This window comes from Acinetobacter sp. MYb10, from assembly GCF_002980175.2.
Taxonomy (GTDB): Bacteria; Pseudomonadota; Gammaproteobacteria; order Pseudomonadales; family Moraxellaceae; genus Acinetobacter; species Acinetobacter guillouiae.
The window spans coordinates 1,718,867-1,734,749 of record NZ_CP058272.1; the positions used below are offsets into that span (position 1 = coordinate 1,718,867).

At 37.6% G+C, this 15,883-nt stretch carries 11 protein-coding genes and 1 tRNA gene; 3 read left to right on the forward strand and 9 right to left on the reverse strand.

What is annotated here, in order from left to right:
• Nucleotides 1-167: 167 nt before the first annotated feature.
• The 4 genes from CQZ96_RS07975 to CQZ96_RS07990 form a co-directional block, all read right to left on the reverse strand.
• A complete protein-coding gene (locus CQZ96_RS07975; protein ID WP_105713069.1) occupies nt 168-872 on the reverse strand; it encodes a hypothetical protein in 705 nt (234 codons plus the stop codon).
• A 182-nt stretch (nt 873-1,054) separates the two neighbouring features.
• A complete protein-coding gene (locus CQZ96_RS07980; protein ID WP_105713070.1) occupies nt 1,055-1,483 on the reverse strand; it encodes a DoxX family protein in 429 nt (142 codons plus the stop codon).
• Between the two features lie 132 nt (nt 1,484-1,615).
• On the reverse strand, nt 1,616-2,914 hold the full coding sequence (locus tag CQZ96_RS07985; protein ID WP_105713071.1) for an MFS transporter: 1,299 nt from the start codon (nt 2,912-2,914) through the stop codon (nt 1,616-1,618).
• A gap of 607 nt (nt 2,915-3,521) precedes the next feature.
• Nucleotides 3,522-4,418, reverse strand: coding sequence for a LysR family transcriptional regulator (locus CQZ96_RS07990; protein ID WP_004722286.1), 897 nt, complete (start codon nt 4,416-4,418; stop codon nt 3,522-3,524).
• A 104-nt stretch (nt 4,419-4,522) separates the two neighbouring features.
• On the opposite strand from CQZ96_RS07990, the gene CQZ96_RS07995 reads away from it, so the two are divergent.
• Entirely contained in the window at nt 4,523-5,506 is a 984-nt protein-coding gene (locus tag CQZ96_RS07995; protein ID WP_105713072.1) for a zinc-dependent alcohol dehydrogenase family protein, read from the forward strand.
• Between the two features lie 331 nt (nt 5,507-5,837).
• On the opposite strand, the gene CQZ96_RS08000 is transcribed toward CQZ96_RS07995, so the two are convergent.
• From CQZ96_RS08000 to CQZ96_RS08010, 3 genes are all read right to left on the reverse strand, one after another.
• Nucleotides 5,838-8,384, reverse strand: a complete 2,547-nt coding sequence (locus tag CQZ96_RS08000) for a TonB-dependent siderophore receptor (protein ID WP_105713073.1) — start codon at nt 8,382-8,384, stop codon at nt 5,838-5,840.
• Between the two features lie 74 nt (nt 8,385-8,458).
• A complete protein-coding gene (locus CQZ96_RS08005; RefSeq protein WP_105713074.1) occupies nt 8,459-9,466 on the reverse strand; it encodes a FecR domain-containing protein in 1,008 nt (335 codons plus the stop codon).
• 4 nt (nt 9,467-9,470) lie between these two features.
• Complete coding sequence (locus tag CQZ96_RS08010) at nt 9,471-9,977, reverse strand: sigma-70 family RNA polymerase sigma factor (RefSeq protein ID WP_004722296.1); 507 nt, start codon at nt 9,975-9,977, stop codon at nt 9,471-9,473.
• 577 nt (nt 9,978-10,554) lie between these two features.
• On the opposite strand from CQZ96_RS08010, the gene CQZ96_RS08015 reads away from it, so the two are divergent.
• Nucleotides 10,555-12,780, forward strand: coding sequence for an Ig-like domain-containing protein (locus tag CQZ96_RS08015; RefSeq protein ID WP_105713075.1), 2,226 nt, complete (start codon nt 10,555-10,557; stop codon nt 12,778-12,780).
• Between the two features lie 88 nt (nt 12,781-12,868).
• Nucleotides 12,869-15,019 carry a TonB-dependent receptor plug domain-containing protein gene (locus tag CQZ96_RS08020; protein ID WP_004722305.1) on the forward strand — a complete coding sequence of 717 codons (2,151 nt, stop codon included), beginning with the start codon at nt 12,869-12,871 and terminating at the stop codon, nt 15,017-15,019.
• A 167-nt stretch (nt 15,020-15,186) separates the two neighbouring features.
• Here CQZ96_RS08020 and CQZ96_RS08025 read toward each other — a convergent pair.
• Together CQZ96_RS08025 and greB are read right to left on the reverse strand one after the other, a co-directional pair.
• A tRNA-Ser gene (locus CQZ96_RS08025) sits at nt 15,187-15,276 on the reverse strand.
• Between the two features lie 111 nt (nt 15,277-15,387).
• Nucleotides 15,388-15,861: a transcription elongation factor GreB gene (gene greB, locus CQZ96_RS08030; RefSeq protein WP_004722375.1), complete on the reverse strand. Its 474-nt coding sequence runs from the start codon at nt 15,859-15,861 to the stop codon at nt 15,388-15,390.
• Nucleotides 15,862-15,883 lie beyond the last annotated feature (22 nt).

Here is a 15,883-nt window from a genome sequence, read left to right on the forward strand (position 1 = left end):
CTTAGATTGATTGAACATTCTTTGTGACAAGCAAGAACATAAAGATGCTGGAGTGCATGATATAAATGCCACGAAAATATTAAAGTGCCCAATGAAATTGATTGAACGTTTTATGACATAAGTGTCGTTCTATTACAGGATAAGACAATATGGCAGAATTAAAGAAATCATCTTTTTTTCTTACGCTTTTTTATTTTGCTTTTTCTTTTTGAAGAAATAATTTTTCCAGTCCCCAATCCACGGAAAAAGTAATTGCCAAGATAAATGAATAAAAGAAAGAAATAAAAAATAGGAGAGATACTGAACAAGCTCATGATCAATTCCCAGAACAATACGCCTATTCGATAGTTGTAACTCCATTCTATGAGTGCACCTTTACGACTACCACTTTGGAATGAAATTTCATCATGAACAAAATGCCAAATACTGCCAAGAAAACATAAAATAAAAATGCTCGAAACTAATGTTTTTTTGATTATTGGTTTTTCTAACCAAGGATATTTATATGAAGAAGAGAATTCGAATTGTACGAATAAACTGTAAATCTTTTTTTGAAAGTTTTCCTGAATGCCATACTTTTTTAAGAATAACCAGCAGACATAACAACTTAAGAAAAACATAATCACTGTAATGTATATACTAGAAAGAATAGTAAAAAATGGTAGTGGTCCTTTTGTACCCACTGTAATCAACAAATTCTGTGTGATGTACTTATAAATGGAATATTGCCAATCATTTCTTGGATATGCGGGAAATAACAATAAAGGCGGGATAAATAGAAGAATTGAAAGTTGCAAAAGTAATTTATTTTGTCTTTTTTGCTTTGCTTGATATTCTTGCATTTCTGGTGATAGATAAGGCTTTTTAGACATTTTTAACTTTAAAATTTAAAATCATTTTACATTTACTAAGATCTAACTCTACCCTAATCATTAAAGCAATCAATTGTTAATCAAAATACTTTAAACTTCTTGAGAAGCATTATTAACTTAAAAAAATAGCTAATGAAACATTGTCGTTGACCTTCAATGCTCCAAAGCCTCTAATAAAACATTTATTTTTTATCCAAGGAGTATCGGCCTGGTCCTGTTAAACTTAACAAAAAGAATCCAGCAGCAATACTTATGTTTTTATAAAAATTGATCATATTCGACTGGACAAGTTCCGAGGGAACTTGCCAATAGGCATGACCTAATATTGCAGACCCAATCGTATAAAATGCAAAAATAATCGCAATAGGTCTAGTATAGTAGCCGATCAATATAAATATAGGAGCTACAACCTCCATTACAACTGCGATAAATGCAGCTAGAGTTGAAAATGGAATATTTAAAGATTGCATATACTGGATTGTTTGTTCAAAGTTAATAAGCTTGGGAATCCCTAGCTTTATAAACAATACTACAAGTAATACACGTGTTATCAATAAAATATAAAATTTTGAATTCACAAAATCGTAATATCGCAGCGTATTTAATTTCATGGTATGTAAACCTTTTTTAAAAACTATTTCTCATATAGTTTCAAGAGTGACAGGGAGAATCTAAGCCTTAAATACATCATTTTGCTATTTAAAAATAATTAAATACTCCTTAGATACTGGGTAAATCATCAGTTATCGATATTTTGCTTGAATCACGAGTGTCATAATCACAAGCATTGATGGAACTGCAGCAGCAATAAAGAGATGCGTAATATCCATGTGTTTAGATAAATATCCGCCAAACAATGGTCCAATTACTGAACCTAAACGTGCTATTCCAATACTCCATCCCACCCCAGTAGTACGTAGTGAAATAGGATAATAACTAGCAGAAAACGCATTGATCGCTGGCTGACCACCAACAATTGCAAACCCTGCAATAAAAACAACCACATATAAAAGTAAAGGATTACTAATTGAATAACCAATCACGGCTACGCTCAATACGCCAGTAATAAATACTGGAATAAGTACCTTATAAAATCCGACTTTATCTATTTTCAAACCCATCAAAATACTGCCAAAGGCTCCTCCCAACTGTAGAATGGAACCAATCAGTAAGGCCTGGTTTAAATTTAAGCCTGATTCTTTGGCAAGCATCGGTAACCAGTTCGCTAAAAAATACAAACTAACCATATTCAAAATGCTTATTATCCAAATGGTGTAAGTAAAGAATGCACGGTTTTCTTTAAATAGTTCTAAAGGTGATTGTTTTGTTTTCAGGATCAGGGGATTTAAAATTTTAAGTTCTGAACTAAAATTTAGCTTTGGATAGAATTTTTTTAGCCATAATAATGCTTTGTGATCATTATTCTTGCTTACCATAAATTGTAAGGATTCTGGCAACGTGAACAGCATAATAAAAAAAATGATCAGGGGAATAATTCCACCAAAATAAAAGATCGCATGCCATCCACCAATTGGCGTCAATAAAGCAGAAATTCCACCGCCTAGCATTGCTCCAACTGTATAACCACATGAAATAACCATCATGGTCAAAATACGATACTTGCTTGGCACAATCTCGGAACTATATGCCATAACATTAGGCATAATTCCTCCTAAGAAAATCCCAGTCACAAAACGTATGATGGTCAATTGTTCTACACTACTAACACTTGGTGTGAGTAACATCAGCACAGAAAAAGCTAGAGTTGAAATAAGTAAAATGGGACGGCGACCAAAGCGGTCTGCTAAAGAACTTAAAAATAGTGAGCCTATAAATAAACCAAAAAGGCTGGCACTAAATACGACCCCCAACATGGTTTTATCAATTTGCCAATGTTCCATGATCAAAGGCGCAGCATATGCGATTGCTTGAATATCATAGCCATCCATAACCATCAGTAGCAAACAGGTCAATAAGATAAACTTCTGATACCTTCCTATTTTTTGTTGATCAATAAAATCATTTAATGCAACTTCTTTCATGGTAATTCCTTCTACATCGCTGCAACAATAATTACTTATTTCATAATTCAATTATACTATTCGTAAATTAAAGAAAGTACAAGAATCAGATACAATCTATATCATTTTAAATTTCAAATAAAAAACAATAACTTAAATCAATAAATATTTATTTTTTTAAAATGGAGTTTTTTTACAAGATGTATTCATTATTTTTTTCCTTAGCTAATTCTCAAGTTAAAAATAGAAAAGCCACATCAAAAATGTGGCTAAAGGGAGTAAATTAGAGAGGATTTTGCTTAAGCTATATTGATCCAAAACAAAATCGGATGAAAACTACGCATGGTTTTCGATCTATAACTCTACATTCCGTGATAGGTTGGTAAATCAAATTGATTATTATTGTGGATTCTATGAACATGATCTAAAACATAAACTTTCATATAAAGTTGAAACTGCATATCTACATGAAAAAGATCTTAAAAACATAAAGCATTAACGAGAGCCTTAACCAAGTATATTCAGCTATAAAATTGAAGCAATAATTTACTTAAATTCTAAATTTATGCTTATGACTATAACCAACCTCAAATATGGCAACTTTTAAAATTTATATATTCATAATTTATCAATTACTTTTTATAAAATTTTCAGCTAAATAGTTATAGAGCAATTTAATTCGTTTTGGTGTTGGCCCCAATTGTGGGCGATATAAATACAATCCCCATGGAGATGACTTAACATTTTTCATGACTTCTATAGCAGTACCTTGCTGAATCATCGGTAATGCCAAAAATTCTGGAATATGAGCAAAACCAATACCATCAACTATTGCCTGACAATAAGCATCAAGGTCATTGGTTGAAAAAAATGGCGAGCTAGGTAAAAAAGTTTGATCATATTCAAACCCCCAAAACCAATATTGATTTAAAGATAAATTTTCAAAGGCAATAATAGGAAAATTATCTAAATCGCCAATCTGATAAGGCTGTCCAACTCTTTTTATGAGATCTGGTGAACCCACTACACGAAAACCGATATTCATAACTTTTCGAGACACAAAGCGATTGTCATTTAAAAAGCCAACACGAAGTCCAATATCTATTTGATTTTCAATTACATCACTGTGTTCATCAGTCAAAATACAACTGACCTTTATATTTGGATATTCAGTCTGAAACTTTGTAATTAAAGGTATAACTAAGTGTCGACCAAACGCAGTTGGCATCGTTAAACGAATATGACCAGAGATATTCTGATTAGATTCCTGAGTATTGTTTTTCACCAATTCATTAATTTGTTTCAGTAAAGGCTGAGCTTGTCTTAACAACTCTTCCCCTGCACGGGTAATTTTATGACCACGTGTGCTCCGATAAAAAAGAATTTCTCCTTTCTGATCCTCAAGTTCCTGTATGGCACGTGTAATTGACTGAGGTGATTTCCCCAACTTTACAGCAGCTTTTTTGAAATTTTCAGTATTCGCCACTGTACAGAAAATTTTAATCAGTTCGAAATAATTACTCATAACTTATTCCAAAATATGGAATTAAGAAATCCATATTGTATCATTTTTTTTGATTTATTATTTAAGTATATTTAATTTTTAACTTTGTTATTACAGGTATAGCAATGAAAGCACAAATCTTGAAAAGCTATGATATTAAGGAATTTAGTCTGGTTGAAATTCCAATTCCTGAGATTGATTCGCATGAAGTTTTGGTCAAAATTCATAGTAGTGGTGTTAACCCTATCGATTATAAAATCCGTGAAGGGGCAGCACCTTATGCAGATCCTATTCTCCCCGCCATACTCGGAACAGATCTTGCTGGTGAGGTTATAAAGGTAGGTGAAAATGTTAAAAACTTTATCGTTGGAGATGAAGTATATGGTTTGGCTGGTGGTGTCCGAGGATTACAAGGCACCTTAGCTGAATATATTGCTGTAGATGCAGATTTACTTGCAATTAAACCTAAAAATTTATCTATGCGTGAAGCTGCTGCTTTACCTTTGGTTTTTTTAACAGCGTGGGAAGGTCTAGTGGATAGAGCTCAAGTTAAAAAGGGGGATTCCGTCTTAGTTCAAGGTGGTGCTGGAGGTGTTGGTCATATGGTTGTGCAGCTTGCAAAAGCTAAAGGTGCGGAGGTATATGCAACAGGTAAAGCACACAGTCGTAAAGTGATTGAAGATCTCGGAGCAATAGCTATTGATTATGAGACACATAGTGTTGATGATTATGTTCAAAAACATACTGCGGGTCAGGGGTTTGATATTATTTATGACACTGTTGGTGGTAATACTCTTGCTACGTCCTTATCAGCAATTAAATCATATGGGCACATTTCGAGTTGCTACGCCTTTAGTGAAATAAACTTAGCCCCTTCATCTTTACGAGCTGCAACGCTTTCAGGTGTTTTCGTCCTCTTACCGCTACTCACTGGTCAAGGTCGAGCACACCATGGTGCTATTTTGCGACAACTGACTGAATATGTTGAGTCAGGGAAAATTCGCCCTATTGTTGATCATCATACTTTTAGTTTGGAAAATGCTCTTGAAGCGCATGATTTTTTAGAAAGTGGGGCAGCGTCAATCAAAGTAGTCATTGATATTATTTAACTAGCTCGGTTTAGGACTGAACATAGTCAAAAAAAGACCCTTGAAAATTTAAGGGTCTTTTTAAATATTTGGCGGAAGCAGCGACTGTCAAATTAAAACAATAATACATTGATATAAAGTATTTTTAATTTAACTTTCTATTAGCTGCTGTGACATTTCATAAATAGCTTGCGTTGTAGGCTAAAATTGAGCATAAGACGTATACGTCGAAATGCATGAATAAGAATAGCGAGACTGTATACTCAACCTCCCTTTTCAAAAAGGGAGGTTGAGTTGTCTAGTTTAGTATAGGTTTCAGATGAGCAGTTTCCTCCCCACCTTCATTTACGACTTAATACTTATATTTCACACTAAGCATAAAATTACGTGGCTCACCATACACCCCAGAGTTATAGAAGCCGATGTTGGTAAAGTAATGTTGGTCAAAAATATTATTTAAATTAATCGCAGTACTTAACTGTTCATTAAACTGGTAGTTGGCCATTAGATCGACCAATACAAAGGCTTTCTGATCAATCACTTCACTACGCTTTTTGACATTGTTATACACCGTTTGCCATCCGTGGTTCTGCCAACGAACATTCCCACCCACACTTAAACCATCGAGTTGCTGATCAAATTTATACTGGGTTGAGACATTAAATTGATGTTCTGGTTCCCATGTTGAAATCTTCTCACCATCATGGTCCTTAATTTGCTTGTAGGTATAACCACTTTGCACTTGGACATTGGGGAAGACCTCACCAGAAGCTTCAATCTCTACCCCCTTAGTTTTGGCTTTCGCACCAATCCATGCAAAATCAACAGCGGGATTACTTGGCGCACCATTATAAACAATGTCCTCAATGGCACGATTGGATTCATGGATTTCAAAATAAGCGATACTGGCATTTAACTTAGCATCATCAGATTGAAACTTAAAACCGCCTTCGTAGTTTTTACCTTCGTCTGGATCTAGGATTTTATTGGATGAAGATTTATACCAGATATCATAAGGCATAAAGATATCGCTGAGACTGGCATAAGCACTTACTCGATCAGTGATGTCATAGACGACCCCAACATAGGGAATGAAGCGATTCTTTTCCTCGACTACACCTTGTAAACCTTTCATTTTATAGTTGATCATACGGGTACCTAAGAGCACCTTTAAATCATCTGCCAGATTTAAACGTGTACTGGCGTAGGCACCATATTGCGAAGTACGGTCATGGGTATAGGCATTTGGCTCACCCCAATTTGGCTGTGCAATATTGCCATCCCATTGGCTAAAATCGGGAATATGTGAATCATAACCCTGCATGCCACCATACCAATCTTTCCCCTTCCAACGTGAATAAGCCCCACTTGCGCCTAAGACCAAATCATGTTGCCGACCAAGCAGCGCAAACTTACCTGTGCTATACAACTCCAATGAATCACTGACGGTACGACCGATATATTGAGAAGGCCAAAGATTAGCAGAACCATCTAATTTAGGATAATAGCCTTGGATAGTGCCTAGTGTTGCATCATAGCCATTAATTTTATGGTCATATTGCAGAGTCAGTGCCCAATCATCATTAAATTTATGATGGACATTGGCAAAAATGGTGCGGGTATATTGTTTCCATTCACTCCAATTGGCACCATTATTAAAGGAGCGATCTGGATCTGGATTACGTTCCCCAGCACCATTAAATAAAGGGAAAGAGCCTGACCATGTCGATGCTTTAGGGTCATTGTTCTGGTAATCTGCACCCAGTGTAACTAAAGTTTTATCGCCTAAATCTGCTTCGACAATGCCATAAAATACAGCACTTTTACGTTCATAACGATCAATAAAAGATTCTTTGTCTTGACCCGCAGCCACAAAACGTCCACGAATACTTTGCTCATCATTCAGTGAACCACTGACATCTGCCATAGCACGGTAATTATTCCAAGAACCTGCGCTTAAACTCAGCGATGCTTGAGTCTCTGCGGTTGGTTTTTTACGTACCAAGTTGATGGTTGCCCCCAAAGAACCCACCCCTGTAAGTAAGCCCGTTGCCCCTTTGAGTACTTCGACACGGTCATAAATAGCAGAGTCACTGAGCGTATTACCCGCAGCATAACCGACATTTCGAGTCGTAGAAGGAATGCCATCATATTGGAAATTATTAATGGCAAAACCGCGTGAGTAATAACTGGTCCGTTCACTGTCGTAAGCAGATACGGTAATCCCGGGAGTATGCGACATGACTTGATCAATATTATTTAACTGAAAATCATCCATCAACTGTCGCGTAATCACACTAATGGTTTGTGGTGTTTCTTTCGGTGTAAGTACTAAACGCGTGGCGGTGGCAATTTTACCTGGTGTATAAGAACCACTATTTTCAGTAATTTCCCCCAACTGATTAGCAGTCACGACAATGGTCTCAAGTTTCGCTGCTGGATTGTCAGCGTGAGAATTTGTTGCCACGGCTGAATCCGTTGCCGTGTTTGCAACTGTTGTGGTTTTCGACATCTGACGTCGTTCAATTCGCCACACCCGTGGACTTTGTTGAACAAGCTGTAGATCTGTGTCTTTTAATAACTGTTGAAAACCCTGAGCAATATCAAAACTGCCACTTAAACCGTTGGTTTTATACCCCTGCGTTAGTTTCGGATCAAAAGACAATGCAATATTAGACTGTAGAGCAAAATTAGAAAGCGCTTGCCCCAAATCCCCTGAAGCCACTTGATAATGCTTTTGAGTTGCTGCTGTTTCAGCATGGTTAAATGCACTGACACCCAACATGCTGCTCAGTACCAATAAATGCATGACCGAATAACACATTTTTTTCTCGCGGCTTATTTTATATGGCTTCGGTTTTTTCAAATTTTTTGCGTGTTGCAATGCTAGAGACACCATAACCCCCTATTGAATACCAATGAGTTCTCTTATTAGCCTTGCCAGTTGAGTTTTAAAAAAGTGTCAGCCTTAAATTATTTTTTTTCACCAATACTGACCCAATAGCCTTGTGCATAGCGATTGATGTCTAACTTATAGGTGACAGCCAACATGCTATATAGCGTTGGTAAATCATTGATTGGATAAGTCCCTGATATTTTAATCTGAGCAATATCATCATCTAAAGCAATATAACCCTTTTGATATTTTCCTATACGCTGTACGAATTCAGACAACGGCATATCATTCACGATCATCCAGCCTTGCGTCCAACTGTTGCGTGTAAGATCAGCACTTATAACCTCAGCCACCTGCTCACGATTCAAATGACTTTGCTGACCCGCCGTAACAATCACTGTCTGAGTTGGATGACGTTGCGGTTGTAATTTCACCGCACCTTGCTCGACGAACACCCAAGACTGCTTTGGATCAAGCTCTACTGAAAATTCAGTGCCCAAAGCCTGTATTTGCCCATGTTGAGTTTGCACAAAGAATGGGCGTTGTTGTTGATCTTTCGCAGTTTTAATCCATATCTGACCTTTTCTTAGCACGACATTACGTTGCTTAGCGCTATAGTCCAGATCAATTGCCGATGCACTGTCTAGATACAGCTCACCGCCATCGGGGAGTTTAATTTTTTCAATTTCACCTACTTTTGTTCGATAGTCTGCCGTCCATTGCTGCTGCTGATTTAAGCTATAGCCTAAATACAGTAACGATAGACACGCCAAAACCCACATGTAATGACGGTGTTTTTTCCATGAAAATGATGTACTTTGTTTTAAAATAGGTCGTGCCACTTCCGTTGGCAGTTGATCAAAAGTATGATGCAGTTGCTGCATTTTTTGCCAAACTTTGGCATGCACTGAACTTTGCTGCTGCCAGATCTGCAATTGCTGTAATTCTTGCGGACTCAACTCGCCTTGGCTTAAACGCATACACCAATCAGCCGCTTCATTTAAAATTTGTTGCGTCTGTTGTTGATCTTGTTTTGAGTCTGATTTTTGATTGTGTTGTTGTTCAGATTCATTCTGCTTTGACATTCGCTTAGTCGTCCAGCATGGCAGACAGACAATGTACATACGCTTTTTTCATATAGCGTTTGACTGAACTTAGGGAAATATCCAATTTGACTGCAATCTCATCGTATTTCAGCCCTTCAAGCTGTGCATAGAGAAAAGTATCGCGTACCACCGCAGGCAGTTGCTCTAGCAATTGTGTCACTTCAAGCAAACTTTCGATAATCAAACAGTGCTGTTCTGGAGAGATTTCTTCGAGTTCAGGTTGTAGCGCCAGCACGTCTAAATATGCTCGCTCAATATGCTTCCGTTGAATCCAATTGATCATCAAGCCTTTGGCTACAGTGGTCAAATAAGCACGTGGTTGCAATAATTCAATTTGCTGTCGTCGTGCCATCACTCTTAAGAAAGTATCTTGTGCCAAATCTGCTGCATCAGTGCTATTGCCTAACTTTTTATATAGCCATGCATATACCCAAGAATGATGTTCTTGATAAAGTTGAGCAATATCATGGTTGGGAAGCGACGCAGACATGGAAAAAGTTTATTTAAGCGAATGATAATTATTATCAGTAATTTAATCGCTAAATTCAATCATTATTTTCATCTAAACCACGTCCTCGCCCAACTCACTTTTTTTGCACAAACCAATCTGTAGCAGCTTATTTAGCTTTGCGGTTTAAATTGGACAGCCCTGAATGTCAATATATGCATACACTATTATTTGCTGACGGCAAAATCCTCAATCACCACGTGAAGTAGGCGAAGAAGTGATAAAAAATTGGTGACTATACATTAAATGAAATTAGCTAGATTGGACATATTTTGTAAGTGAAAGCTTGCAAAATATCACTTCATCTTAAAGTACTTGTGTGACACCAATAAAAATTTTCAACGCTTAAAAAACAGACATAATCCTAATCAAATTAAAAGACATTTCATTAATTCACAATAAATATCAATATGCTAAACAGAAATATTATGTTGACTCAGTTTTTGTATTAGATTAGTATTTTTAATGTAAATAATTATCATTATCATATAGCCAACAAAGCATTGTCCTTTCTAGCCACGATGATTGTCCATTTTTTTATCAAGCAAAGGATAAAGCAATGTTGTTATCTAAAATGAAAATAGGTCATAAAACCCTGATTGCCAGTTCAATCTGTACCATTCTTACAGGTTGTGGTGGGGGTGGCAGTGGTAGTGGAGACAGCAAACCGAGCAATACTGCCCCAACAATTGATGCGATCAGCCCAGTGACCGTACAAACCCTAGACAGTAAAAAAATTAGCGTAACGGCAAAAGATGCTGAGAACAACGCGCTCACCTATAGCATCAAAACTGCGCCAAAATTAGGCACTGCCAGCATTGACAGTAAAACAGGTGTGATTACTTATATTGCAGGCAATGTGGTTGGCGCAGATACACTTGTGGTGAGTGTCAGTGATGGTTCACTGAGCACAGATCTGAGCATTACGATTAATACCCAAGTTGAGTCGGTGTTTGATTATCAATTCTACAAAGTCGCCAATCCTGAAACAGGTAATTCTCAAATTGTCCGTTATGACCCTAACAACGGCAAACAGGAGTATTACAGCAGTATCAGCAATGTGATTTTAGGCAATCGTGTCTTTGTGATGAGTGCGGCAAAAGATGGCGATAAAACAGTTTATAAAAAACGAGAATATGCGATTTTCCTTGACCCAAATGCATCTAAAGAAACGCGTAATTACACACCAGCTGGTGCAACAACAGCAACTGAATATACATTCTATACCGACAATATTCTAAAACGATTTGATGCAAGTAATCCAAACAGTCAAGCCACCATTTTTAGTAGTGCAGCATTACCAGCAGCATTAAAAACCGCAGAAATGAAAGTGATTGGCGATACACAAACCATGTATCTCAATGAAACAGATATTGATAATTCTTATGTGCAATTGCGTACTTTTGCCAAACTACCCGATATTTTTAGAGGCGAACTGTCTGACAATATTAAAAATGCCTATATCACTGTGCGTTTATCAGATGGCAAAGTGACACAAGGTCGAACCATTAAGCCAGTTGTCAATAACAGCACAGGTAAAACTGATTCGGTATTGGTCAACTATAGTGCTGCCTATGTCAAAGGAAGCTACCCAACCGCAAGTAATGAAGCTGCGCGTTTACAAAGCTGTACCGTTGATTTAATCACCTGTACTGATATTAGTGGCGGGACAGGTCAATACTACTTCTTAGCACAAAACGATACCCATATTTATTTGGCAAAAGAAGGTGTAAAAACACTTTATGCTTATGATAAAACTGCAAAAACCTTAACGAATGTAACAGGTGCAGAATATCCTGCGAATTATAACCCTGAACATCATCAAATTAAATTTGGTGGTGGGCATGGTGGTTCTGGTATCTTTAGTAATTTCTTTAACATGCCAAATGTAGTCGATAATTTGGCAGAAGGTAATACCGGTTATTTATTGATTAATTATAACCTTGATACACAAAATGCAGCGATCACCCATAGAATATTTGGCAAAGCCTATGTCTTTAAAAATGCCGAAATTCTGAAATTGACAGGCACCAGTGCAAGCAAAATTTATGATAATGGCACTGGTACTGATTTAGCCAATAATTCAAGCAATGTGGCTCTGTCATATAATCTCAACCTGACTGCGGTCAAAAATGGTTATTTATTTGTCGAAGCGGCCAAGTTATCTAAAGACAAGATGAATCTCAATTATCAACAAGGCTGGTTAAATACTGCAACCACAACCACAAAAACAGCGTTGGATAATGCTGTTATTGATCAGGATATTCCATACTTTACTTCAATGCGGGTACCTGCTGTGGCAGTAGGTGATTATGTCTATGTCAATGAGACCAATCCAACTGCCTCAGAAACCCGTGTTTATAACGTTTATAAATTACCACTCGATGCGCCAACAACCAGCAAAACCAGCGTCTCCCCAACGTTTGGCCGTATGTACTTTGAACGCACTGCATTCCGTGCCAATGGTGTTTATGAAGGTAATGTATTGTTATGGAACAAACGTGCCAATCAAGCAACAGATCCAACTGACACAGTCGGTAGTATTGTCAATGCCACCACGGGCAAACTCATGGGTAAAATCAAGGATTTAGAGGGTGGAGGTGGAATTACCAATGTCACTGCTGACGCTTCAGGTAATGTCACGTTGGCTGGGATTGGTGGTCTATTTGGCTTGCATATGACGGGTAGTCATGCTGGTGTTCCTATACTGACTAGTGGCTTCTCAGAAAAAGAAAAGTCATTGAAAAAAGTTAATCATATTAATGGTTCTTGGATCACTGACTAATCCATACATAGCTTATTCAATCGGGTTGCTGTTGCTATTCTTAAGATGGGGGCAGCAACCCTGCGTTTATTTTGACTGGATTTCTGTCATGAACACACCTCCCTTTCTCCCACGATATCTATTATTGACCCTGTGTATTGCTGGTGGATACTCTCCCTTCTATCATCTCTATGCAGCAGATAATAAGAAAGATACAGACATAAATGATGAACAACCTACTAAACTGCCTGTCATTGAAGTTACAGCAGAAAAAGTCCTCAAGGCAGAGCGACAAAATCAACAAGAAATGTTTAACAAACCCTATTCCAAACAGATCATCAGTCAGGAAAAAATTCAGCAGGAAGGCTTAACCGATGTCAAAGAAGCGATTCGGGATATTCCTGGTGTTTCCATTACCGAAACTGGGGCTTTCGGTAAAAATGTAAAAATTCGTGGTCTGACTGGGCAACGCGTGGTCAGTGTTGTTGATGGCATCAAAATCGCCAATCAAGGTTTAGACCATTCAGGTTCTGGTGAAATCAATCAGGTGGATATTAACAACGTTGAAATGATTGAAGTGGTAAAAGGTAGTCCTGCGGTGATTTACGACCCGGGTGCATCAGGTGGCGTCATTATCGTCAAGACCAAACCTGTACAAATGAGTCAAGGCATCGGGGTCAGTCAAAAATTCGCTTATGATGAGGGTTATGACAAAACCAGTTCCACCACCAGTCTAAATGCAGGCATGGATAATTTTGGTGCAAAGGTCACTTATACCAAAGAATCGTCCAATGACTATCGGGTCCGTGGTAATGCTGATAAAAAATATGCGATTAGTAAAACCAATGCATTAAATGCAGTGAATAGCACAGTAACCGTCAAAGATTTGGGTTATGACGCCGAATCACTGAGTGCCAAATTATCAGGAAAATTTGCTACAGATAGCCAAATTGATCTCGATTATGACCAATGGATCGGTAAAGATATTGCATCAGCACATGGGAGTACCATGCAAGATGCAATGGTGATGCTGTTGGCACGTAAAGAGCGTGAATCTAAATCCATCACTTATCGTAAAGACAATCTGGGTATTTTTAATAACTTCTCATTTAAATATAACAAACAGTCCTTATTAGAACGCCAACAAGAAGGCGGTTATACTGAAACCTTAGATAGTGATAATTTTAACGCCAATCTATTTTTAAACTGGCATCAATTACAAGCCAGTTTTGGTCTGGAAGCTGTTTTAGATAAAGCCGTCACTGCGGTGTATTCTGAACAAGATTATTATGCAGGTTTTACCAATTTAGAATATGACTTCGGCACATGGACAGGTTTTGCAGGAGTACGTGCCAATTATTGGGCAACCCGACAAAAATTACTGCCAGGTGCAAATGCTGAACTTGCCTCACAACTCATCGGTATTTCGGGAATTACCCCTGAAAAAACCATATTCGAACCAACATGGGCACTTGGAGCACAATATCACCTCACCGATACCCAGAATATTTCCGCCAATATCAGCCGCACTTTCCGAGCGCCTGATTTGTATGAACGCTATACCTTTGGTGGCTTTTTGGGTGGGGGGTTAGCTTTACAACCTGAAGAAGGCTACCATGCCGAAGTGGCTTGGAAATACCTCAATGATCATTGGGCCTTAAATACCAGTGTGTTTTATAGCGACTTTGACCAATATATTTGGACGAAAACCAATCGTAGAGTTATTGATCGGGCTGGTTTGGAAACCTGTATTCGCATTGGTAAATGCAATATAGCGACAGGCGATTTTAATGATCGTGAATCTGACTTTTTCCAAGACACCACCCGATATTATAATGCCGACCAAGTCAATAATTGGGGTATGGAATTCAGTGCCAATTATATGAATGAAGTCCATGACTTTGGTATTTCAGGCAGTTTTAATAAAATTGATTCTGAAGATGTTTTTGTGCAAGCTGCGGCACATCCAATTGATATTAACAGCCATTATAAATATACCTTTAGCCAATTGCCGTTACAGCCATGGGTGAAAGGCAAAATTCAGACTGTATTTGATGAACCTCAAGTCATACAAAAAGGCGGCTTTGATTCTTATACCATTGGTAGCCTATATGCAGGTTTTAATCATAAATATGTCAATTTAAGTGCAGGGATTCGTAACCTCGGCAATACTACCTATAGAGCTGCGTATAGTGGTTTAAATGGTCTGGAACGTACTTATTTTATCAATGCTGAATTTAAATGGAATAATTATAAATGAATGTAAATTTTTGGGTTGTTGCCCTCGCCTGTGAAAAGAGATTCAACATAATGATCATCTAAATCAATCTGATCTGTTCTATTTCAATCCAAAGTTTATACAAGGTCCGTTAAACAAAATCAAAGCAAAAAAAAGACCCTTAAAAATTTAAGGGTCTTTTAAATATTTGGCGGAAGCGGTGAGATTCGAACTCACGGAGGACTCACACCCTCGTCGGTTTTCAAGACCGGTGCATTAAACCGCTCTGCCACGCTTCCAATGGCGGCTATCATATAAATAAAATTGCAACTTGGCAAATCTTTTTCAGTATTTCTTCAATCAAATGTACAAAATAAAGTCAAATCTCGCTAATTTGATGAATATTCAAGCTATTCATAACGAATTGAATTGATATACCAACGTTTTTTCCCTGATGGTGTATCCACTTCTGCCTCATCATCGACTTGTTTAGACAGTAAAGCTCTTGCCATCGGTGAATCAATTGAGACATGTTGCGGATGATGATCATAAATTTCATCTACCCCGACCAGACGTATGGTTTTTTGTTCACCTTCATCATTTTCTATTTCAACCCAAGCACCAAAATACACCTTGCCTGCTTGTTCTGGAGAAAAATCGATAATTCTTAATTCTTCTAAACGCTTCCCCAAATAACGTACACGACGATCGATTTTTCGAAGTAGCTGCTTATTATACTGGTAATCAGCATTTTCAGAACGGTCACCCAGACTGGCAGCCCATGTCACTTTTTTGGTAATTTCAGGTCGTTCTTCGCGCCAGAGATGTTGTAACTCTGCAACCAACAGATCATGCCCTGAACGGGTAATTAAATTAGATTTCATGATTTAAAACCATTTAAAATAC